General features: G+C 68.6%; 10 protein-coding genes. 1 reads left to right on the plus strand and 9 read right to left on the minus strand.

Features of this window, described 5'->3' with window-relative positions; all coding sequences use genetic code 11:
- The first annotated feature begins 396 nt into the window (after positions 1-396).
- The gene (locus tag KPB06_RS03505; RefSeq protein ID WP_059583818.1) at positions 397-867 is read left to right on the plus strand and encodes a hypothetical protein; all 471 of its coding nucleotides are present in this window, start codon (positions 397-399) and stop codon (positions 865-867) included.
- Positions 868-991: 124 nt separating this feature from the next.
- On the opposite strand, the gene KPB06_RS03510 is transcribed toward KPB06_RS03505, so the two are convergent.
- The 9 genes from KPB06_RS03510 to KPB06_RS03550 form a co-directional block, all read right to left on the minus strand.
- Positions 992-1,669: a DUF429 domain-containing protein gene (locus KPB06_RS03510; protein ID WP_059583819.1), complete on the minus strand. Its 678-nt coding sequence runs from the start codon at positions 1,667-1,669 to the stop codon at positions 992-994.
- Between the two features lie 9 nt (positions 1,670-1,678).
- The gene (locus tag KPB06_RS03515) at positions 1,679-2,203 is read right to left on the minus strand and encodes an HD domain-containing protein (RefSeq protein ID WP_059583821.1); all 525 of its coding nucleotides are present in this window, start codon (positions 2,201-2,203) and stop codon (positions 1,679-1,681) included.
- Between the two features lie 122 nt (positions 2,204-2,325).
- Positions 2,326-5,796 (minus strand): ATP-binding protein, encoded by a 3,471-nt coding sequence (locus KPB06_RS03520; RefSeq protein ID WP_059583822.1) that lies wholly within the window; start codon positions 5,794-5,796, stop codon positions 2,326-2,328.
- Positions 5,797-5,799: 3 nt separating this feature from the next.
- Positions 5,800-7,050 carry a metallophosphoesterase family protein gene (locus KPB06_RS03525; RefSeq protein WP_059583824.1) on the minus strand — a complete coding sequence of 417 codons (1,251 nt, stop codon included), beginning with the start codon at positions 7,048-7,050 and terminating at the stop codon, positions 5,800-5,802.
- A gap of 457 nt (positions 7,051-7,507) precedes the next feature.
- Positions 7,508-8,284 carry a hypothetical protein gene (locus KPB06_RS03530; RefSeq protein WP_059583826.1) on the minus strand — a complete coding sequence of 259 codons (777 nt, stop codon included), beginning with the start codon at positions 8,282-8,284 and terminating at the stop codon, positions 7,508-7,510.
- 314 nt (positions 8,285-8,598) lie between these two features.
- Entirely contained in the window at positions 8,599-12,960 is a 4,362-nt protein-coding gene (locus tag KPB06_RS03535) for a thioester reductase domain-containing protein (RefSeq protein WP_275905442.1), read from the minus strand.
- Between the two features lie 57 nt (positions 12,961-13,017).
- Positions 13,018-17,685 carry a condensation domain-containing protein gene (locus tag KPB06_RS03540; RefSeq protein WP_059608828.1) on the minus strand — a complete coding sequence of 1,556 codons (4,668 nt, stop codon included), beginning with the start codon at positions 17,683-17,685 and terminating at the stop codon, positions 13,018-13,020.
- A complete protein-coding gene (locus tag KPB06_RS03545; RefSeq protein ID WP_081075321.1) occupies positions 17,682-23,291 on the minus strand; it encodes a type I polyketide synthase in 5,610 nt (1,869 codons plus the stop codon). Before KPB06_RS03545 ends, KPB06_RS03540 begins: the two co-directional genes overlap by 4 nt.
- Before the next feature lie 47 nt (positions 23,292-23,338).
- A complete protein-coding gene (locus tag KPB06_RS03550) occupies positions 23,339-23,743 on the minus strand; it encodes an acyl carrier protein (protein ID WP_275920414.1) in 405 nt (134 codons plus the stop codon).
- Positions 23,744-23,746: the final 3 nt, after the last annotated feature.

The raw sequence follows: 23,746 nt of genomic DNA on the forward strand, positions 1-23,746 counted from the left end.
CTGCGTTTTCAGCAGCAGAGAAGCGAGATTATGAACCGTGTTTCGCAGCTCGTCAACAACTTTCTGAACGACTTCGTTGCGACTGCGGGGCTCAACTTCCTGCGCCGCCGCGGCTCGTTACCACCGAACCCCAACAGCACCGCTTCCCTTCCTCCGGCGCCGCGTTTCCGTTAGCGCGAAAGAGGCGTGATTCTAAGCACCCGCCCCCATCCGTGCAAGCTCTTTGTGAAGAAAGTTTGAAAAGGCCTCCGTGCGCTGTCGCGCACGGAGGCCTTGGGCTCGACGGGCCGGAAAGGACAACGCGCGCCGCCCTCCAAAGATATGACGAACACCTCTCTTTCCTTCCGTATATAGAAAGAGGCGGAACGGGCGAGGAACCTGGCGCGGTCGAGTATCATGCCGCGACCGAACCACGCACTCATATCGATGATGGACAGCACGACTCAACCCGGCGACACCGACCTTCGCGACGAATATGCAGCCCTGCGCGAGCGTGCGATCCAGCTGGAACAACAAGTCCCGCCGCTTCTGCAACGCATCTCGGACATGTTGCCGCGCATCAGCGGCGAATCCGAACTCGCGGACACGTATCGCGAGCAGCTCGTCGGCGCGCGCAATGCGGCGCTGGTCTCGATCGAAAACTATCAGCAGGCGATTCCATTCCTGCAAACGGCCGACTCGATCATCGAGCAGCTGGACAAGGCGCCCGAGCGCGACGAAGACATCGAGTGGCGGGAATCGCTGCTGCAACGGCTGGACGAACTGATCGACGTCGCGGTCGTGATGATCGACGATGCGGACAGCTACTTCGAGCACGCCCAAGCCTGCGACCTGTCCAGCGTGCCGAAATCCATCCTCGAGGATTAAGCAGGCTCAGCCGGAATCACGCGCTGCACGAGCTTCACGTCGTGCCCGCCGACAGCCGTTCTCATCCTCCCGCACGAAACGGCTTCCCCGCGCTCGCCGCCTGGCCCGGAACCGCGCGTCGCCGCTACGGCGCATCCAGCACGATCGTCTCGCTCATCATCGGCACGCGGATATAACCGCCCGCCGCATCGCCATACGCATGCGCGTTGCCGTCGATCACGTATTGCGCCGTCAACGCGCACAAGGCGGCGTCTCGCGCATCGACGGAACGCAGCGTCGACACATCGATCCCCAGCCGCTCCAGCAATTGCCGACGCTGGTTGCGCTTCTGCTTCGCCGACGCCACGGCCTTGCCCAGCATCGCGCAGGTGATCGCATACGGATAGGTTTCGAAACTCGCGCGCCCGCCCGCGTAGCGCGCCTCGGTCAGTAACGGATAGGCGTGCGCGAGTGCACGGTAGACGCGCTCGCCCATGAACATCCAGTCGAAGAAGCCCGACGTGCTCGCGATGGCCTGTTCCCGCGACGGCGTCGGAAAGCACGAGATCCGTTCGCGCGCGAGCGCCTGTTCGGCCGCGCGGCGGCCGCTCCCCGTCCACCACAGGCTGGGCGCGTCGACGCCGACGGCGACGACATCATGGGCGAGGCACAGTGAAGGCAGCGACTCGGGCGCGATGCGCGCTTCCTGGCAGACGATCGTCGAGCCACGCAGGATCACGAGATCGCACAGCTTCCTGTCGCCGCCGACGTCGACACCCGCCACCGCGGCCGGTTGCCGTGCGGCGGATCGGGCCGATCGCATGCGCGCGCCTCAGTCCGCCGGCCGTGCGGCGTACGCGGCATCGAAGATCGCCTCGAGACCGGGATGAACGCCGCGCATCGGATCGACGACCGACTTCGCCCAGTCGAAGTACGCCTGCTTGCGTTCGAGCGGCCAGTCCGCGGGCGGATGCCGGGCGATGTCGCGCAGGTTGCAGATCTTGTCGGCCAGCTTCACGAGCTTCGCGCGCCGGCTGATGGTGGCGGCGTGCTCGACCTGCAGACGCTTGCGCTCGTCCTTCGGCAGCGACTTGTCGTCGGTGACTTCCATCACGATGTCCGCCACGTCCTTGCCGAACAGCCGCAGCAACTCCTGCTCGGTCGTCTCCGTATCCTCGACCGTGTCGTGCAACACAGCCGCGACGATCACACGCTCGTCCTCGATGCCGGCCTCGTTGGCCAGCACGTCGGCGAGCGCGATCGGATGATTGATGTACGGCGACGCCTCTTCATCCTTGCGTCGCTGATTGCGATGCTTGTCCGCCGCGAACGCAATCGCGGCTACCAGCTTCTTCATATTCTCACCCCTCGTGTGGCCAGACCCGCGACCGTTGAACCGGCCGCGTGCGTTTCGGAACCGCTCATACTACCTGTACGCGACGCCCGTTCCCGTGCGCGGGTATTCCGACGCGCCCCGCATCACGCGCCGGCCGGCGCGCGCTGCAACTCGACCACGTTGACGCGCGCGCCGAATACGTCCCTCACGAGCGGCAACAGGTGGTCGTGGTGCGTCAGAAACAGCACCTGGGTGCGCGTCGACAGATCGCGCAGCGCCTCGAGCCCCGCCCTCGCACGCGCATCGTCGAAATTGATGAACAGATCGTCGGCGACGAACGGCAGCGCCGTGCGGCTGCCGAGCTGCAACTCCAGCGCCGCGATCCGCAGCGCGAGGAACAGCTGATCGCGCGTCCCTTCGCTCAGCCCCGCGACCTCGACCGACGTTCCCCGCGTGCGCCGTGCATACAGCGCGGGCGGCGTCCGCTCGGTATCGACGGTCAGCTTCGCGAATTCACCCAGCGTGAGCCCGGCGAAAATCTCGCCCGCGCGCCGAAGCATCGGCCCCTGCTTCTGGTCGCGGTAGCGATCCGTCGCCCACTTCAGCAAGCGGCTCGCCGTGGCCGCTTCCAGATACTGTTCGGCCGCGTCGCCCATCGCCGCCAGCGCCTCCTGCCGTTTCGACTCGGCGACGGCCGCGCTCGCCTGGCCGTCGATCGCGCCGAACGCCTGGTCGGCCACGACCTGCTGCTGCGCCAACTCGTTCAGCCGCTTGCCGATATCGGCCAGCGACTGCTTCACCGCTTCGAGATGCGCCGGCACGTCGGCAATGTCCTGTTCCGCCACCTCGGCCTCGACGGCGGACCGGGAAAGCCCGTCGCCGTCGCGCACCAGCGCGTCGTGCGCGGCATCGACCGCCTGCCGAAGCTGGCGCTGGCGATCCGAGCGCTCGGCCAGCGGCAGCGCCGCGTCGATCGACGCGACGCCGGCCAGTTGCAGCAGCGGCTGGATGCGCGCGTCGGCGCCGGCCACCGCGGCAGCCGCGTCCGCGACCTTGCCGTCGGCCTGCCGCACGGCCTCGTCGGCACGATCGATCGCACGGGCGATTTCCCTGGCGGCCGCGAGGCGCATCGTCAGCCGGCGCGCCACGTCCAGCCAGTCGCCGCTCGCCAGCCATTCCGGCGCGAGCGCTTCGGCAAGCCGCCGTGCGCCGGCCTCGAGCGCGTTCAGCTCCGCGCGGATCGCGGCGATCCGGTTGCGCGGCGCGTCTGCATCGGCCAGTTCGGCCGTCACCGTGTTCGCAAGCCCGAGCGCACCTTCCGCCGCGGCCAGCGTCGTCGCGCTCGCGGACAGTTTCGCGTCGGCCAGTGCGTCGCGCCATTGCGCTTGCCACGCGTCGTAAGCCGTTTGCGCGTGATCGACCCGCGAACGCGCGGTCGCGCACCCGCGTTCGGCCTCCCGCGCACGATCGTCCAGGCTGTCCTTCTGCGCGGCCGCTTTCTCGGCCGACTGGACGAACGTCTCGGCGACGGCGACGAGCGCGACCAGCCCGTCCGCCTCGCCGCCTCGCGATACCTTTAACAGCGCCGCACGCAGCGCGGCTTCCGCGCCGGCGCGGGCAGCGCGCATCGTGTCGAATTCACGGCGCTGCCGATCGAGATCGGCCTGTGCGGCGAACACCGCATCGCGCTTCGCGAGCCAGTCGCCCATCGCCGCCAGCGGCATGCCGGGCACCGCGGCCGCCGTCGCGAGCGCGGCCCATGCGTCACGATGCGCGGCGAGCTCGCGCTCGCGTTCGTCCAGCGCGGCCTGCCTGCGTGCAAGGCCGGCCCGCGCCGATTCGACCTGCTGGCGCAGCGACTGCAGCGTCGCCGCAGCCTGGCTCGCGCCGAGTTGCGCATCGACGAGCTCGTCGGCAAGGCGCATCGCGTCGTCGAGCGCCGGTGCGCCCGCGGCGAGCTCGACGGCGCCGCTGCGAATATCGCCCCACGCGCCGTCGCGACGCGCACGCGCCGCCAGCACGTCGGCGGTCGTGACGACCTTGTGGTTCTCCGCGAAATGCTTCTCCTGCAGTTCGAGCCGTTCGAGCTCTTCGAGCGCGCCATCCCGCGCGTCGCGCGCGGCAGCAGCCGCGCTGGCACGTTCGCTGTCTTCCTTGAGCAGCGCGCCGAGCCGCGCCGCCGACGGCACGTCGAGCGCACGCAGCGCATCGACCGGCATGCGCCACTGGCCGAGCGCGTCGAGCGCGCCGGCCAGCGCGCGTTCGGCGGCCGCGATTTCATGCGCCAGCGCCTGCTCGCGCGCGCCGCTGTTGCGAAAGCCCTGCGCATCGGCCAGCGCCGCGCGCAACGCCTCCGGCACGTCGACGGTCGACAGGCGCGCTTGTTGTTCCCGCACCTGCGCCAGCTCGCGTGTGCGCTCGTCGAGCGATTCGCGCGCGCCGGCGAGCGCCTGGTGCAGCGCGCCGTGTTCGCGCAGCAGGTTCGCGACGGTCTTCAGCGACAGCGCCGTCGGCAACGCGGCGCGCAGCGACGCTTCGTCCGCCGGCCAGCCGAGCTGCGCGGCCGCCGACAACGCGGCGGACAGGTGCCGCTCGACGTCCGCGCCGAGCAACAGCAGATCCTGCGCGTGATTCGTGCACGCGGCGCGCAGCCGATCGAGCGCCTCGATATCGGCTTCGAGCGCCAGCGTGTCGGCGTCCGCAGCGATCGCATCGCGCGCCTGCCGCTTCGCGAGGAGGTCGGCCCGCCGCTCCTCGAGCACCTTCTGCTCGGCCGCGAAATCGCCCTGCGCCTTCAGCAGATCCGCATACGCGGTCGGCGGCAACTCGATCACCGCGCCCAGTTCGGCCAGCGCCGCATCCTTGACCGTCAGCTCCTTCAGGTACGGCGCGAGCCGCCGCACGCGTTCGAGCTTCGAGCGCAGCGCTTCGAGCAGGCGCTGTTCCGCCCGCGCCTGCTCGATCTGCTGCTCGACCGCTTCGCGCGTTTCCTTGCGATCGACCCAGTCGCGCGTGCGCACCTGGACCGCCTTCAGTTCGGTCACGGCTTCGTTGAATGCGGTTTCGGCCAGCGCAAATGCGCTGCCGCTGCGGCGCGGCGCCCACAATTCGAGCGCGCGCGCGTCGAGCTCCTCGCGCACCGGCCCGAGGCTGCCAACGCCGGCAGCCGATTCGAACAGGACCTGGCCGAGCTTGTCCGATGCGTCGAGAATGCTGCGCCCGCCATCGACCAGCCGCCCGTGATCGAGCCCAAACATCTGCTCGAAGAATTCGCGCGTCGCGCCGTCGAGAATCGACGCCAGATAGTCGTCGGGCAGCTTGTCGTCGGCAGGCGTGCGCAACGGACTGCGCCCGCGCGCGCGGTGGAACACGAATTCGCCCGCACCGCTCTCCAGCACGCCGCCGATCCGCAGTTCGGGCGTGCTGTGCAGGAAATCGAGCGGCGTCTGCAGCTTCATCCCGAACAGCAACTCGGACACGGCCGTGCGGATCGTCGACTTGCCGGCCTCGTTCGGTCCGACGATCACATGAAAATCCTCGCCGGCCGACGGGAAACGCAGCGTCTCGTCGGTGAACTTGCCGTACTTGATCAGATCGAGCTGGCGGATGCGCATCGCTTACTCCCCCCTCGCCAGCCGCGCGAGCAACGCGGGCCCGACCTGCTCGACCAGCGCCGTCAGTTCGCCCGCGCGCGCCAGCGTCAGCAACGGTACGTCCTCCTTCACGTCGCTGCGGACCTTGCCGACGAACGGCTTCAGGTCGCGTTCGAGCAGCGCGAGGAAATCCGGATCGTGCGCGGCGTCGGCCAGGATCTGCTTCAGGTCCTCCAGCGCTTCGAGCGGCTCGCTTTCGCCCGGCTGCCGATCGGCGGCGGACGTCGCGAGCCGGACCTTCTCCAGCCACAGCCGCTCGTTGCCGATGATGCCGATCTGGTTCAGCACCTCCGCACGCAACTGCGGCGCGCGGCCGAAAAAGAGGCCGTGCGCGGGCGTGCGCCCGGTGACGGTGACGCGCACCGCGCGCGGCACGTGGCCGTCGACCGTCAACAGCGCCTCCAGCGACTGGCCGATCTTTCTCGACAGATCGGCCACCGACAGGCAATCGGACGCATCGACCGACACGGCTTCCCAGCGCAGCACGTCGAGATACAGACGCTCGACCTGCGTCCTGCCTGGCTCGACCGTCACGAGCACCGCGCCGCGCCGGCCCGTCTCGCGGATATGGCGCCCCTGCAGGTTGCCGGGAAACACGACGGTGGACGGACCCGTCCATTGCTGGAATTCGTGCACGTGGCCGAGCGCCCAGTAGTCGTAACCCTTCGCGTGCAGTTCGGCCAGCGTGCAGGGTGCGTAGTTCGCATGCGCCGCATACCCTTCGAGCGCCGTGTGCAGCACGCCGATGTTGTAGTACCCGGGCACCGGGTCCGGATAGCCGATCGCGAGATTGTCGACGACGGCCTTGTCCTTGAAGCTCTGCCCGTGCAGCGCGACGTCGAATTCCGGCAGCGTGAAGGTCTCCGGCTTGCGGTGGCCGAATACGGTGACGTTGTCGGGCAGCGTCAGCTTCTTCGTCATCTCGCTTTCGGCATCGTGGTTGCCGCCGAGGACGAACGCGCGGATGCCGGCCCTGCGCAGGCGCCCCATCTGCTGGCCGAAGAAGATGCCCGTGTTGTGATCCTTCCAGTCGCCGTCGTACAGGTCGCCCGCGATCACGAGGAACGCGACTTCCTCTTCGATCGCACGATCCACGAGTTGCCGCAGCGCCTCGCGCGACGCGTTGCGCAACTGCGCGGCCGGCGCGTCGGGATACGCGCTCAGGCCGTGCAACGGGCTGTCAAGGTGAATGTCTGCCGCGTGGATGAACTTCACGAAGGTTCCTCTGTTTCATGGCGAAGGGGCGACGCTCGCACGGGCTCGCCCCGTCCATCGTCGTACCGCCGGCCGCGGGGCCCGCCGCAACACATGCGACACATGCGGCGCGGCGGCCGGGCCGGATCATGCCGCCCGTTGCAAGCGGGTCGGGATGGTACCTGAAAGCGGGTCGCGATATGCCGTTCCGCGTCGGTCCGGATGGTGGGCAAGCACGCGATACCGGCACGAACCGACATTGTGCCGCAGCACGGGCGGGCGACGGCAAAACCGCGCGCCGTGGAACGGGCCGCTCACGAAACGGTGGCCGCGCGATCGTGCGGTAGGGGCGATTGCGCTTCGGATCGTGTTTCGAGCGAAGCGAAACGGTAACGGCACGGCATGGAACGGGCGGCAGGAAAACCCACGGGATCGCCCGCGGGCAGCGCGATGCCCGCGGGGGCCCGGCTACATGCCGTTACTCGCCGCGCGGAACGGGCGGCGGCGCATAGCCGTTGTCGTTGCCGGGAAACGGATTTGCATTGCGGCGCAGCGCGTCCTCGTCGTTTTCCTTCTGCGCGAACAGCGCGACGCCGATCACGCCGACGTTCGCGACATCGCCGTACTTCGCGTTCGCGACATAGCTGTCGGGCACGGCCGCAAAGCGGAACGCGGCGACTTCGTCGCGGCTCTTGCGAAAGCCTTCGATCGTCAGCGTACGGCCCGGATACAGCACGTAGCCGCCGTTCGTATAGCTGCCCGGCCGCCCCGACCGCACATCGAGCCCGTCGACCGTCGACACGACTTCGAACGCGCGGCGCCCCTGGTTGCGCAACACGATCATGTAGCGCGAGCCCTCGACGCCCGCCATGTGCCAGCGGCCGTTGCTGCGCGCGAGACGCAGCGGCGCGCCCTTCTCGTCGGTAAACGACAGCGCGATGTCGCCGTTCGCGAGTGCGACGCGGGTCGGCAGCCGGCGCACCTGCGACGCGGAAAGATGGCCGGGCAGCACGTCGTTGTAGTAGACCGACGCGAGATCCGTCGGATTCGCCGGATCCGCGCGTTCGAATTCGACCTGCCGGGTTTCGGATCGCACCGATTCGCCCCACGCGGTACCGAGCCCGCGGCGTTCGCCGGCGTCCGGTGCGGCGGCCGGCGCGGCGGCGCTCGAGGATGGCGCAGACGACGGCGGCGCCGCGCAGGCGGCCAGCCAGAGCGCGCAGGCGAGCGCGAGCAGACGGAACAGGAGGGTCATGACGTGATGCCTCGGAATGTTATCGGACCGCGCCGGGCGGGCCGGAGCGGCGTTTTCGTATCGTCTGTCGTCACGGTGTCGATCGGACATGCCGGCCCGTGCCGGCCGGCGCCGCCATCGCGGCGGCCGGCTGTCGGGAGCCCTGCTATTTAAGCATGGCGCGCGGGCATTGGGCAGGGGGGCGCCCCGATCCGGGGATGGATCGAATGCAATACTTCCCGGCACGCGCCATTCGACGAGGATCGCTCGTCGCGGCCCGACGGCGCCGGCTTCAACTTATCGTCTTGCGCCCGGCCGCGCCGGCGAGCCGGCCGTCATGCGGTGACCAGCCTTTCATGCGGGCGCTCGAGAAAACCGTCTTCGTAAAAGTAGTCGAAGAACGTACGCAACCAGTCGTTTGCCGGACGCAGGCTCGATGCGAGCACGTCACCCGCGAGCCGCTTCAGTTGGGTGACGTCGATCGGAAGAATGCGCCCGACCGTCGGATCCGCAACGGGGTTCAATTTTCTGAGGACCGGGATCAGCATCGAAAGCGGATGCGCCGGGTCCTGCCGGACATGTTCCGCCAGCGCCGCGAGCCACGCGTCGTAGCTCATGCGTTCGATCGCGAACCCTTCGTCCTCGATGAAATCGACCAGTGCGTCGAGCGAGTTCCAGCGCGGGTTGATCACATGCACGCCCTGCCCCGCGGCGGTCGGGTCGAGCGACGCGCGTACGATGATCCGGCTGACGACGTCGACCGGAAGGATGTTGTCGAACCCGACGTCGCGCGGCGCCTTTCCAAACACGATGATGCCCTTGATCAATCGGCAGAACAGGTCGTCCAGGTTCATCCGCCCGCTCACCGCGTGCCCGACGATCCGCGCCGGACGATATACCGTGACGGGAACGCCGCGCGCGTGCGCCTGCGCGAGCAATTGCTCGGCGACCCATTTGCTCTGTTCGTAGCCACTCGTCAGGTGTCCGTGGAACGGCACGGCGAGCGTTTCCGGCAACGCATCCGAATAACGGTCGAGCGTGCCGACGGTGGACACGTAGTGAATCGGCGCCACTCGATGCAGGCTCGCCAGCCTGACGATGTCCTGGGTCGCCAGCACGTTGACCTGCTTCAGCGTCGCGTACGGATAAACGAAGTTGACCAACGCCCCGTTGTGGTAGATCGCGTCGATTTCAGCGGCGAGCGCGTCGAATGCCGCCGCCGACAAACCGAGGTTCGGCTCGGCAAGGTCACCCGGCACGGCGACGATCCGATCGCGGTGCCGCGCTTCCCACAAGCCATGCGACTGCATCGCGGCCTCGATGCGCCGTACGCCCGCCGCTGGCTCGTCGGCGCGAACCAGGCACATCACGCGTGCATCGGTCGTCGCGAGCAGCGTATGAAGCAGGTGCACGCCAAGGAATCCCGTCGCACCGGTGAGCAGCACCGTGCGATAAGGGCGCCACGAATACGGCTGCCGTGTCTCGATTGCCGGGTCGAGCCGGGCTTCACCCGGCAAATCGACGATCGCCATATCGCGACGCACATTGCCGCTCGCGATACTGGCAGCCAGACCGGCGATCGTCGGCGCGGCGAGCAGCGCTTCCATGTCGATCGCATGCTGAAGCCGCTCGCCGATCTGATACAGCATCACGGTTGCCTGCAGCGAATCCCCGCCGAGATCGAAGTAATTGTCGTGAATGCCGATGCGTTGCTGCTTGAGCAACCCGCACCAGATTTCGTGAATCGCCGTTTCCACCATGTCGCGAGGCGCCGCATGGCGATCGTGCTTGCGCACCTCGACGTCGCCGGACAGGAGCCGGACGCGGTCGATCCTTCCTGTCGCGGAACGCGGCAAAGCGGCGAGCGCGACGATCGCGCCGGCCGACAGTGCCGGCACGCCGCGCTGTCCGGCCAGCCGGCGCGCGATGTCCGCGGCGTCGGCCGTCGCGTCCTGATGAAAAAGCGCATAGTCCCATTCTCCGCTTTCGGCGATCCGCTCCACGAGCGCGACCTCGTCGACACCCGCGCGCCGTGCAATGTCGGCTTCGACATCCAGCCAGTCCGCCGTCCATTCTTCGGAGCATGCGCTCCGGTCGGGCAGCCACGTATGACAGCCGCGCTCCGTCCGCCACGCGCCAAGCGTCGTGCGCAGCCACGTACCGTCGCGCGTGACGGTCAGGCTGCCACGGTCCGGCTTGCCGTTGCGCAACATCAGATCGGGTACCGAATGCCCCGAGACGACGAGCGTACCGAGCGCGTCCGTACCGGCCCGGTTCAAATGGGTGTCGGCGACGAACACCGATTCGTCCGCCGACACCACGCCCGATTCGAAGCGATCGAATTCGTCGGCCGATGAAACCGCATGCGGAAGCGACCACGCGGGCCAGCACAATTGCCGGAAGCGTTGCGCGCGGGGTGCGAGCTCGGCGAGTCGCGCGGCGTCCGCACGCGTCAGCGAGCGTGCGTCGGCCATGACCCAGTCGGTGCGAAGCGCGCCGGCCGACAGGGCGGAGGATGCGCGGACGATGTGACGCGTCGCCTCCGGACTCAGGACGATACCGTGCCAGTGCGCATCCGGAGACGCCGCTCGCGGCAGAAACGCGGGATCGCCGGCGCTTGCGAGCTGATGCACCGACAGCCCGGCGCTCAGCGCGCCCAGTACCGCCCACAATGCCGTATGGGACAGCGGCCCCTCGCCCAACGCGACATCGCGCGACGTGCCGCCCGGTAACGTCCGTTCGAACGCGCGCGCGGCTTCGATCAGTTGTGCGTGCGTATAACGGATGACGCGCCAGTCGCCATCGACATCGCGCCGCAGCAACGAACAGGCGCCCTGCACCGGATCCGAATGATCGTCGCGCGTACCGTCGATTTGCCCGTACATCGGGTCCTGCTCGTCGAAGACGTAACACATCACACCGGTCAACGGCGTATGCTGCGCGGTCGTCACACAGCTTCGCAGCGGTTCCGGCGACCAACCGCCATCGACGACCGCATCGAACGCGGACGACGGCAGGTTCGGGTCGGTCATCACGCAATCGACGCCATACGTCAGCCCGGACAACAGCAACACCAGCCCGGAGACGGGGTCGTCGCATGCGATCAGCACGCGCTCGCCCGGCCGATAGCCGAAACGCCGCCATTGGCGAACGGCGCGCTGCACGCGATCGGCGATCATTCCATAGGTGACGCCGTGCGCGCCGACCGGCGACTGACGGCCGTCCAGCCGGGAAAAGGCGATTTGGTCCGGCGCGCGAGCGGCATGCGCGGCAATCCGCGCCGACAACGTCGCGCCGCCGATCGACGCATGTTCGGATGCGTCGGACGCCCTGCCGGCCCCCGTCGACGATCCTGCATCGAGCACGAGATCGCCCACTTTTCGCGGGGTCGCGCCGACCAGGATTTGAAGTAGCCCGCGGTATTGCGCAGCCATGCGCTCAATGAACGCCGCATCGAATCGGGCCGTATCGTAGGTCAACTGGAACGTCAGCGTATCCGTCGGCAATACGACGAGCGCCAATGCGTAACTCGTTTCCTCGACGGCACGCGGGTCGTCGATCCGCCACCCGCAACTCGCGGCGAGCCGATCGAACGCATCGCGGCCCGGATAATTTTCGAATACGTAGAGCGTGTCGAAGAGCGATTGCTGGCGCGGCACTTCGCTGCATTTCAATACGTCGGTGAGTGCGCTGTGCGCATGCTGTTCCAGCCGTTGCGTATCGGCCTGCAAGCGTCGCAACCAGTCGGCCATATCGAGCTCGCCGTCGAGCGTCGCGCGCCACGGAAGCGTGTTGATGAACAAGCCGGCCATGCGTTCGATGCCGTCCACCTCCGCGGCACGCCCCGATACGACGATGCCGCCGACGACGTCGTTGCAGCCGCCGTAGCGCGCGAGCAGCATCGCCCACGCCCCCTGGCACAGCGTATTGAGCGTCACGCGGGCGACGCGGCATGCCCGGCCGGCCGTCTCCATCCATTCGGCCGGCATCGTCTCGACCCGCGTCGAGCGCGTGCGGCGCGCCTCGGCGCCGGCTGCGGCATCGCTTGCCGGCGCCGGAAATACCGACGGCGCGAATCCCGCCGGCGTGCGATAGCCGCGCAACAGATCGCGCCAATAGTCGAGCGAACCGTCGCCATCCCGTGTGCGCAGCCACGCAACGTAGTCGCGATAGTCGCGCGAGATCGCTGGAAGCGGTGCGTCGGGGCGTGAATAACGCTGAAAGACCTCGCCGAGCAGCAAGGGCATCGACCAGCCGTCGAGGATCGCGTGGTGATAGGTCCAGAGGAATCGATGCCGCTCGTGACCGAGCTGGATCAGCGTGACGCGCATCAGCGGCGCGACGCTGAAATCGAAGCCGCGCGCACGATCGCTCGCCAGCAACTGTTCGAATCGGTCGGCTTGCTCGTCGGCCGCCCGATCGCGCCAGTCGATCACCTCGAACGGCAATCCGACCGTATGCCGGACGACCTGCAACGGTTGCTCTTCATGCAGGCGAATGAACAAGGTCTTGAGTGTGTCGTGGCGATGCACGACCGTCTCCCACGCGCCGCGGAATCGCTCGAGGTCCAGCGAGCCGTGCAGCACGCAGGAAAATTGCTCGACGTAGACGCCGGAGGCCGGATCGAGTCGCGAATGGTGGAGCATGCCTCGCTGAAGAGGCGTGAGCGGGTAAATCGTGTCGACGTTTCGGGTCATCCTGAGTTCCTGTTGCGGTCATGCTCGACGAACGCGCGGTATCGCGCGCCGCCTCGTTCAGCGCTCGAGTGCGTCGATTTCATTCAACAGCGCGTCAAGCGCATCCTGGTCGACATCGAGTTGAGGAACGTCGTCGGGTGTCAGGCCGCCCACCCCGTCGGCGCTGCAATGACGAATCAGCGTCGTCAGCGCCTCCTCGACGCGGCACATGAGACAGCCGATGCTTTCGTCGACGCCCGGCACCCCGAAGAAGCCGGCCTCCACGGTCAACCTGCCGCGCGACACGTACGCGACGATGTCCAGCAGGTGCGTGCGCCGCTGGCGCGGGCTGCGGATGCCGGGCGCCGGTTCGGGCGGCCCGCCGTACAACGGCGACGACGGCCCCGACAATTGCTCCAGTTGACCGAGGTAGGTAAACAGGATCGGCGCCCGCGGAAACGACGTCAGTGCCTCGTCGCCAGCCTGCGGCTTCGTGTCGAGATAGCGGAGCACGCCATAGCTCGCGCCCTTGCGCGGCACCTCGCGCAGTCGTGCCTTGACCGACTTGATGAGCCTCGACGGATCCGCGACCGTAGCCGGCGTGTCGATCAGTACCGGATAGATCGACGTGAACCAGCCGATCGTGCGGCTCAGGTCGACCGCGTCGCCGAGTGCGTCCCGGCCGTGCCCCTCGACGTCCACCAGCAGCGCGTCGCAGCCGCTCCATGCATGAAAGCCCGCGTGCAGCGCGGCAATGAGCAGATCGTTGGCGTCGGTTCCATAGGCACGCGGCGCCGTGGTTCGGAACGCGTGCGTCAGATCCGCATCGAGCGTGATCGCGCAACTGAGCGACGATTCCTGATAAGCATGCTGAACGATCGAGGTCAGCCCGTGACGCATCAGCGCGACTCGCTTCGGCCCGGCCAGCACGTCGCGCACCCGTGCGTTCACGCTTCGCCAGTAGCGACGATCGTCGTCGAGCGCATCGCCCTGCGCCAGGGCAAGCCACTGGTCGACCCATGCTTTCACGGAGGTCGTCTTCGGCGGCAACGCCGCCGCCGTGCGGGCACGCAGCCGCAGATAGCAATCGGCCAGATCCTGCAGCAGGATGCTCCAGGACACGCCGTCGATCGCCATGTGATGGACGACGATCAGTAGCCGGCTGCTCGACACGCCGGTGCTTTCGAGCCATCTGACCGCCATGAGCCGGCCGCCCTCGAGGTCGAGGCCGCTCTGCGCCGCGTCGATCGCCGCGCGCCACGTGCGTTCGCAATGCCGGCCGGCCGAGTCGATACACGGAACGATCGCAAAATCGACGGTCTCGGCGCCGCTGTCGCCGGCAAACGCGTGCCGCATCCCGTCGCCGTGCGCGACGAAACGGGAGCGCAGCACGTCGTGATGGCGCACGACGACGCGGAGCGCCTCGGCCATGATGTTCGCGTCGGGCGTCTCCCCGAGCGGAACGAGCAGCGCCTGGTTGAAGTGCGACCGATCGACGTCGACGCGCTCGACGAACCATTGCGCCGCCGGACCGAGCACCGTCTCGCCATGCACGGGCCCCTGATCGACGTCGAGACCCGGCGTCTCGCGCACCACCGTCGCCAGACCCGCCACGGTCGTATGCAGGAAGATGTCCTGCGGCTTCAAGTACATGCCGTCGAGCGCGGCCCGCGATACGATGACCGCGGCGAGAATCGAATCGCCGCCCAATTCGAAGAAGTCCTGATCGACGCCGACCGACGGCTGGCCGAGAACGTCGGCCCAGATCGCGGCGAGTTTGCGTTCGATGTCGGTCGACGCGCTACGGTCGCCCCGCTCGCGCGCGCGAGGCGGCGGAAGCACGCTTGCATCGAGTGCGCCGCCCGCGTCGAGCGGCAGCCGGTCGAGCACCATGATCGCGTCAGGGTGCATCGAATCCGGCAACGCATGCTTCAATGCCGAACGAACCGCGTTTTCGAGTGCATGCGCATCCGCGTGGCCATCATCCGCGACGAGATAGGCGACCAGCATTTCCTGTGTGTCCTGAACGACGCACGCGCATGCGACGGCGGCCACGCCGGGGACCGCGGAGATGGCCTGCTCGACCGTGCCGATCTCGATAGGCACGGGCCGGTGATGCGCGACCCGTAGCGAAGGATCCGCGCACAGCAGGGCGTCGCCGCGGCGGACGACCGGCACGCCGGTGGGTATCAGCATCCGGTCCGGTGGCGCGGTTTCGATTGAAGCTCCCCCAACCGACGCGCGGACGGACGCGCCGTCGAAGAAATGCAGTGTTCCGGCCTGACGATCGTCGGCGAACGTACCGGACGCGCCGAGCGCGAACGCAATGCGCCCCGGATACGACGGCGCCAGCAATTGCCAGCCTGCCGGCCCCGCCGCGAACGCGCACAGCGCCGAACCGGCGTCCGCGCACCGCACCGGGACGAAGTACGCCGCTGTGGGTGCCCGGCTGGTTGCGGCGAACGACGTCAACGAGTGCGGATGCTCGCCGTAAGCCACGAGCGCGCGTGCTCGCCCGATGCCGGCAACATCGGCACGCTGCAACAGAAGCGACGGCAGGATGAGCGACGGGCCGTCCGCGAGCAAGCGGTCGAGTTCGGCGTACGCGATCTTCGCGACCGCCGGATCGCCAGAAGCAAGCGCTTCGATCGACGCCCGCCCGGACAGTCGCGCCGCGCCGCCGACCACCACGGCCCGGGCCAGCGCCACTGCCGACAGCCCGCCATGCGCGCCATGCGGAACGAGCACCGTTGCGTGGGCGTCGAGATGGAGCAGTCGACCGACATAGTCGAGCAGCGGCTCGACCGCCGACGCTTCGCCCGCGGCAACGCCGTCGCCACGCGCGGCGACATCGCGCGCATGCACCACGTCGATCGCGTCGATCTCCCACCCGGACCAGCCGTCGCCACGCCCGCGGCACACGGCGTCGGCCGTGTCGCCCGACACGGTATGGCACGCGCCGACGGCGCGGATGGCGAGCAACGCGACCGCGCGCTCGGCGACACTGCGCATCCGGAGCTCGACGCGTTTGCCGACACCGATCCCGGCGGCATCCAGTTGCGCACGAACGGCGCGAACCGCATCGTGAATCTCGCCGTGGCGGATCGCGCGATCGTCGAATTGCCAGACCACGCGCGATGCATCCTGCGTCATATCGGATTCGGCGCAACCGGCGCGGCCGACGAACGCATCGGCCGCGGCAATGCGGTTTCGCGCATCGTCAATAGGCTCGGCCGCGAGCGCGTACTGGTGCAAAGGACGGCTCGCGTCGGCCACCACCTGTCCCACGAGGTGCGCATACTGGCTCGCGAATCGCTCGATCGTTCCGATGTCGAACAGATCCGTATTGAACGTCCAGGCGGTCAGATAGTCGTCGCCGAGATCCTGCACGTTGAGCGTCAGGTCGTGTGTCGCTCCGCGCGTACCGGTGCTCGATGCGGCGAGGCGTTCGCGATAGAACGGCGCGCCGCTCCCGCCTTCGGCGGCGAAATCGCCGCGAGCCTGGTTCCAGTTGTACATCACCTGGTAGATCGGCGATCGGCTCGGATCGCGCGCCGGACGCAGTGCATCGACCAGCAGCGGAAACGGATAATCCTGGTGATCGAGCACGCGCAGCATCATGTCGCGCGTGCGTCGCAGCAGCGCGTCGAACGAATCCTCGGGCCGGACTTCGCACGCGAGCACGACCGTGTTCACGAAATGACCGACCACGCTTTCGCTGCCCGGCGCATTGCGCCCGGAAGTCGGTGCGCCGATCATCAATCGCGCCTGCCCGGTATGAAGGTGAAGGTGCAATTGATAGACGGCGAGCAGCAGCATGTACGGCGTCACCCGCAGCAGCCTGGCCGTGTCGCGCACCTGATGCGAAAGCGCCACTCCGAGCGGCCGGTCGTAGATGCGGCCATGCTCGGTTTTGCGCGGCGGGCGCAACCGGTCGGTCGCCAGGCTCAACACCGGAAATCCGTGTGCCAGCTCGCGCCGCCAGAACGCCGCGAGATGCTCGCCGTCCGCCCCGTCGAGCCGCGCGCGCTCGTGTTCGACACAATCCTTGTACTGCACCGGCAGAGGCGGCAACTTCAGCGGCTCCCCCGCGCAGGCGAGCCGGTAAAGCGCGCGCAGCTCGTTGAGCAGGATCTCGAGCGACCAGAAATCGGCGGCGATGTGGTGAACGTTCAACAGCAGCACCACGCGAATCGCGTCGGCGCCGTCGTGTTCGTTCAGCAGCAGCTTGAGGCGGATCGGCGACTGCGTCAGGTCGAACGGGCGATTCGACTCTTCGTCGATCCACCGGCGGATCGCGGCTTCGTCGGCCACGAACACGCGATCGACCGAGAACTGGGCGCGCGCTTGCGACCCTACCTGCTGACGCGGCTCGCCGTCGATCACGCGGTACGCGGTGCGCAGGATCGGGTGGCGCGCGATCAGATAGTCGACGCAGCGGCGCAGCGCGGATAGGTCGACGTCGTCGTCGAGACGCGTCGCGTATGTCACGTTGTATGCCGCGCTGTCGGGATTGAGCTGATGGAGCGACCAGAGCGACTTCTGCGCAAACGAAAGCGGGTAGGTGCCCGCCGTTCCCGCAAACTGCTCGAGCAGCGCGATGAGCGTCGCCTTGTGGGTCTTCAGCTCGTCGACGAGCGAAGGTGTCACGGCGCCCTTCGGCGCCTTGTATTGCAGCTTGCCGTCCTGGGTCCACAGCTCGATTCCGCGCCCGGCCAGTTCGTTGATGAATTCGATCGAGCTCACAGCTCTCCTCCTTCCATTTCCACGCCGAACGTCGCTTCTGCGGACACCACGTCGATCCGGTCCGCGGCGCGCGGCGGCGATGTGCCATCGAGCGCCCGCGGCTCGCCGCGATCGAGCGTCGCCACGATCGTGCGCACGACGTCGTCGATGGTCGCGCCTTCGAGCAATCGTCCGAACGGGACGTCGACGCCCAGCTCGCCGCGCAATGCATTGCGGAATTCCGCGGCCATCAGCGAATCGAGCCCGAGCTCGATCAGCGGGATATCCGGCGCGATCCGCTCGGTCGACGTATGCAGGGTCGCGGCGATCGCATCGGTCAGGTGTCCGCGCAGCACCTGCATGCGCGCGTCGTCCGGCAACCCCGCGATGCGCTCGCGCAAGTCCGGGCCGGCACCGGCCGGGCGATTCGCCGGGGGCGCCGGCGGCACGAGCGCGGACAACAGCGTCCCCATCGCCCGGCTCGGGCTGCGCTTGATCAACGTATCGACGTCCACGCTCCAGATCTGCGTCTGCCCGTCGGGCTCGGCCACCAGCGTGTCGAACAGGCGCAAGGCGACGTCCGGCTCGATCGGCTCGAGGCCGAACGATGCGATGCGGCGCAGTTGCCGCGCGTCGAGCTGATCGACCATCCCGTTGCCGCCCCACAGGCCCCAGTTCATCGTGTGTCCGGGCAGGCCGTCCTGGTTGCGCAACGCCGTCAGCGCGTCCACGTAGGCGTTCGCGGCGGCGTACGCACATTGTCCCGGCGAGCCGATGCAGGCCACGATCGACGAAAACGATACGAAGTGCCGAAGCGGCAGATGCGCGGTCGCGCGATGCAGATTCAACGTTCCCGCGACTTTCGGCGCGAGCACCTTCAATACGTCGGTCATCGGCTGGGTGGCAAGCAGGCCGTCATCCAGCATGCCCGCCGCATGCAGGACGCCCACGAGCGGATGCGCGGAATCCGCCTCGAGCGCATGGACGAGCGCGTGCACGTCGGCGGCCGCGGCTACGTCGGCCGCCACGAATTCGACGATCGTGCCGTGCGCATCGGCGATCGAGGCCAGCCGTGCGCGTTCGCTGTCGGCGGGCAACTGACGGCTGGCCGACACGATCTTCGGCACGCCGTTGCGGATCAACTGTTCGATCACCCGCGTGCCGATCGCACCGCGGCCGCCCGTCACCAGATAGGCGCCGCGCGCGAGCGGTTGCGCCGCGCCGGCGTCGCGTGCGACGAGCCGCGGGACGTATACGGCGTCGCCATGCGACACGAACTGCGTCTCGCCGCTCTGCGCGGCGCCCGCCAGCGCAGCCAGCGCGCTCGCGCACGACGTCGCATCCGGCGCCGGCAGATCGACCGCCAACACCGGCATGTCGCCGCTCTCGTGCATCAGGCTGCGGGCGATGCCCCAGGCGGCCGCCTGAAACGGCGACACGCGCACGTCGATACCCGGCACGCGCTGCGCCGCCTGGGTCACGATGCATACGGTCGGCGGGCCGTCCGGCCAGCGGGCCGACTGCACTTCGCGCCAGACGTTCGCGAAGCGCCGGTAAGCCGCGCCGACAGCGGCGAGCTCGTCTTCCGATGTCGCATCGTCGATTGACGGCCACGTGTAGAGCAGCACGGTGGGTCGCGCATCCAGGCCTGCGAGCGCCTCGTCGAGCGCGGCGCGAATGCGCCGGGCGCCGTCCTCGCCGTCGAACGAGTCGTTGGCCGGCAGCGCCGCGATCGCACATGCGTCGCCGGCGCCTTCACATGCACGCGGCAGCATCGCATCCAGCGCGGAACCGTTGCCGATCAGCACGACGTTCGCGCGTGCGCCGGCCGCTTCATGCGTGAGCGCAAGCGGGCGCCAGACGAGCGTGTTCAGCGCGACAGGCCGCGCGGCCGGTTGAAATCGGCGCGGGTCGACGGCCATCAGCCGCAGTCCGGAGACGACGGCGACGCAGCAGCCCGCGTCGTCGTATAACCAGAGATCCGCGGTGGCCAGGCTTCGCTTCACCCGGGCTCGCACCGCGCACCACGCCGCCCGCACGCCGGGCATCGGCAAGCAGGCGATCCGTTCGATGCCGATCGGCACGAAGGCGGTGTTCAGCTCCGCATCCCACAGCGCGCCCGCGACGGCCTGAAACGCATTGTCGAGCAGCGCCGGATGAACGATGCGGACGAGGTCGTCCGTGCCATCCGGCTCCATGTCGATTCGAACCAGCGCCGCATCGCCGCCTCGCGACAGCGCGCGAATCGAGCGAAACGCGCCGCCATACGCGAGGCCGGTCGCATGCAAGCGCGCGTAGAAGCCGTCGACGGGCAACGCGTCGCGGCATTGCGCGCGCCATGCGTCGAGCGCCGGCACGTCGGGGACGACGTGCGCCGTCCCGATCCGCGCGGCGCATTGCAGCGTCCATTCGGGCTCGGCGGCGGCCGTGTCGTGACACGCGTGAATGTCGATCCGCGCGCCTTCGTCGCCCGGCTGTTCGGCACCGGCCGCGTGCACGACGGTGCCGAACGTCACCGCCTTGCCCGGCTCCAGCGTGAGCGCGTGATCGAACGACACCGCTTGCGCGACGAGCCAGCGGCCGGCCGCGGCTGCCGCGTCGGCGCCATCGCGCCGCGATGCGGCATCGAGCAGCGCCTCGACGAACCCTGCCGCCGGGAAAACGAGTTGCCCATGCACCCGGTGCCCGCCCAGAAACGGCAGATGCCGATCGGACACCTGGCTCTCGTAGCGACGCGGGTCCGATCCCGGGATCGCGAGGCGCCGGCCCAGCACGCCGCGATCGGCGGCCCGACGCGGGTCGGCCGCGCGCGTCAGCACGTGCGCCCGCTGCGCCGGCTCCCGCGCATTTACCCAGTAACGGGATGCTTCGAGCGGGTACGGCGGCAGCACGCCGCGGCGCGCGGCCTGCCGCATCGGCACACCGGTGCGGGAGCGCTCGTATGCGTGCCAGTCGACACGACGGCCGCACATGTAGACATGGCCCAATGCGCGCAACAACTGCTCGGTCTCGCGCCCGTCGCTGTTCATCGACGGCAGCGCGATCACGTTGTCACGGTCTGCCCGCTCCGCCATGCATGCGGTGACGAGGCTCGACAGCGTCTTGCCGGGCCCGATCTCGACGAGCGTCGTCACCTTGTCGTCGAGGAGCGCGCCGACACCCGCGCGGAAGGCCACCGTGGCCCGGACGTGCTCGACCCAGTACGCGGGGTCGCACAGGCGCTCGACCTCGAATCGCCCCGTCACGTTGGACACGATCGGAATCGCCGGCGCGCGATACCGCACGGTCGCGGCGACCGCGCCGAATTCGGCCAGCATCGGCTCCATCAGCGGCGAATGGAATGCGCGCGATGCCGCCAGCGCCTTCGTCGCGATGCCGCGCGACGCGAACAGCCGCGCGATCGATTCGATGGCGTCCGGGTCGCCCGACACCAACACGCTCTCCGGTGCGTTGTCCGCGGCGATCGCGACCCGTCCGGGGTAGTCGCGCACGGCATCGGCGACGTGACGCACGCTGGCGAACACCGCGAGCGCGCGGCCCGGCGCGGTGAGCGTATCCATCAAGCGCCCGCGCGCCGCCACGAGGCGGCAGCCGTCCTCGATCGAGAACACGCCGGCGATGCACGCAGCCGCGTACTCGCCGATGCTGTGGCCCATCACGACGTCAGGCACGACGCCCCAGTGCATCCACAAGCGCGCGAGCGCGACTTCGAGCGCGAACATCGCCGGCTGCGTGTGACGCGTATCGTCTATCCGGTCCTGATGGTCGCCCCACAGCACGTCCGCGAGCGACAGTTCTCCTTGCGCCTCGATATGACCGTCGCACGCGTCGAATACGTCGCGAAACGGCGCGAAATCCCGATAGAGCTGCCGAGCCATCCCGGCGCGCTGCGCGCCCTGGCCGGTAAACAGGAACGCAAGGCGGTCGCGCGCGCCGCCGGGCTGCCCGCCCAAGACGGCCGTGGCCCGCGCCGCGTCCGACAGCGCATCGAGCAGCGCGTCGCGAGAATCCGCGACGATCGCCACGCGATGTCGATGACTGTCGCGCGCGACGCGCAGCGCGCTGGCCACCGCGTCGGGCGCCAACGATGCGTGTGCCCGCACGTGCGCCGCGCAGTCTTCGATCGTCTGCTTCAGCATCGGCGCCGTGTGTGCGGACAACGGCCAGATGTCGTGACGCGCGTGCCCGGCTGGCGCGACGTCCGCATCGGGTTCCGCGGCGCGCGCCTCCTCCCACGCCTCGACGATCAGATGCGCGTTCGTGCCGCTCATGCCGAACGAGCTGATCGCCGCCACGCGCCGGCCCGGTCGCGACGACGGCCATGCCGCATGCTCGGTCGCGACGCGAATGCGGTTGGCATGCCAGTCGACGTGCGCGGTCGGCGTATCGAAATGCAGGTGCCGCGGCAGTTCGCCCTTTTGCAGCGCGCAAACGACCTTCATCAGCCCGGCGACCGCGGCGGCCGACTCGAGGTGCCCGATATTCGTCTTGATGCTGCCGACGTACAGGTCGCCGGTGCGATTCGCATCTCGGCAGTACACGTCCTCGAGCGCACGCAGCTCGATCGGATCGCCGAGCGGCGTGCCGGTGCCGTGCGCCTCGACGTAATCGACGTCGGCCGGCGATACGCCGGCGTGCTCGAGCGCCTCGCGGATCACGTCGCGTTGCGCACGGCCGTTCGGTGCCGTCATCCCGTTGCTGCGCCCGTCGTGATTGACGGCGGAGCCGCGGATCACCGCCCGGATCGGCCTGCCCTGCGCGCGCGCGTCGGACAGCCGCATCAGCGTGACGACGCCGCAGCCTTCGCCGCGCACGTAGCCGTCGGCGGCCGCGTCGAAGGTCCGGCAGCGACCGCTCGGCGACAGCGCCTGAAGCTCGCTCAGCGCGATCGTCATCTCCGGCGACAGCATCAGGTTGACGCCGCCCGCGAATGCGACATCGGACTCGCGGGTGCGCAGGCTGTGGCACGCCAGATGAACGGCGACGAGCGACGACGAGCACGCGGTGTCGAGATGCAGCGCCGGGCCATGAAATCCGAACAGATAGGAAATGCGTCCGGCCGCGAACGGCCGCGCGGTCCCGAGCGACGTCTGCGCATAGCTGAGCGCGTCGCCCGACACGCTCTCGCTGACACGCGCGTAGTCGTCGACCGACGAGCCGACGAACACGCCGGTTCGGTACGACGCGATCGTTTCTCGCGAAAAGCCGGCGTCTTCGAGTGCACGCCACGTGCATTCGAGCAGCAGCCGCTGCTGCGGATCGATGTGCGGGGCCTCGCGCTCCGACACGCCGAAGAATCCCGCGTCGAAACGATCGACGTCGTCGATGAACCCGCCATGCCTGCTGTAGCTCGTGTCGCGACGGCCCGGCCGCGGATCGTAGACCGCATCGGTCCATCGGTCGGCAGGCACGGGGCCGACGGCGTCGGTGCCGGCCGCGAGCATCGACCAGAGCGCGTCGGCGGAATCCGCGCCGCCGGGCAGGCGGCAGCCCATGCCGACGATGGCGATCGGCTCGTTCATCGCGCTGCGCGTCTGCGCGAGTTCGCGTTGCAGCGCGTCTATCTTCAGCAGCGCCTGCTTCACGGGGGTAAGGGGCGCGGCAGGCGCCCGATTGGACTCGATCATGTGTACAACTCCAGACGTTCGCGGAACGGGACTGCCGGGGGATGCGCTCAGCGCTGCAGCGCTTTGAGCAGCAGCGCTTCGGCCTGCTCGTCGGAGAGCGCCGCAAGCTGCTCCGCGGTGTGCGGCGCCTCGGCGCCGCCGTCGACCGGCGCGGAACCCGCGTGCGGGGCGGCCGACGCGGGGGCGTCGCTCGATCGCAACGCATCCGCCGCGCCCTGCATCCGCGCCAGGTGCGCCGCAAGCTGCTCGACGTTCGAACAGTCCCACAGCACGGCCGCGTCGAACGTCAGCCCGATCGCGTGCTGCACCTTCAACGAAAACTGGAGCGCGCTCATCGAATCGAATCCCATCTCGACCCATGCGGCCGTGCGCGACACCTGCGTCTCGGCGATCCTGAGCCGCTCGGCGACGATCCGTACGATACGGTCCGCGATCTCGCGCTCGAGCAGCATCGG

This window comes from Burkholderia semiarida, from assembly GCF_029268935.1.
Classification (GTDB): domain Bacteria; phylum Pseudomonadota; class Gammaproteobacteria; order Burkholderiales; family Burkholderiaceae; genus Burkholderia; species Burkholderia semiarida.

What these genes read in the sequence shown, in the direction of transcription:
- KPB06_RS03515 (WP_059583821.1), bottom strand. Translation starts at nt 2,203, where the DNA reads ATGAAGAAGCTGGTAGCCGCGATTGCGTTCGCGGCGGACAAGCATCGC.
- KPB06_RS03505 (WP_059583818.1), top strand. Translation starts at nt 397, where the DNA reads ATGCCGCGACCGAACCACGCACTCATATCGATGATGGACAGCACGACT.
- KPB06_RS03520 (WP_059583822.1), bottom strand. Translation starts at nt 5,796, where the DNA reads ATGCGCATCCGCCAGCTCGATCTGATCAAGTACGGCAAGTTCACCGAC.
- KPB06_RS03550 (WP_275920414.1), bottom strand. Translation starts at nt 23,743, where the DNA reads ATGCTGCTCGAGCGCGAGATCGCGGACCGTATCGTACGGATCGTCGCC.
- KPB06_RS03535 (WP_275905442.1), bottom strand. Translation starts at nt 12,960, where the DNA reads ATGACCCGAAACGTCGACACGATTTACCCGCTCACGCCTCTTCAGCGA.
- KPB06_RS03545 (WP_081075321.1), bottom strand. Translation starts at nt 23,291, where the DNA reads ATGATCGAGTCCAATCGGGCGCCTGCCGCGCCCCTTACCCCCGTGAAG.
- KPB06_RS03510 (WP_059583819.1), bottom strand. Translation starts at nt 1,669, where the DNA reads ATGCGATCGGCCCGATCCGCCGCACGGCAACCGGCCGCGGTGGCGGGT.
- KPB06_RS03530 (WP_059583826.1), bottom strand. Translation starts at nt 8,284, where the DNA reads ATGACCCTCCTGTTCCGTCTGCTCGCGCTCGCCTGCGCGCTCTGGCTG.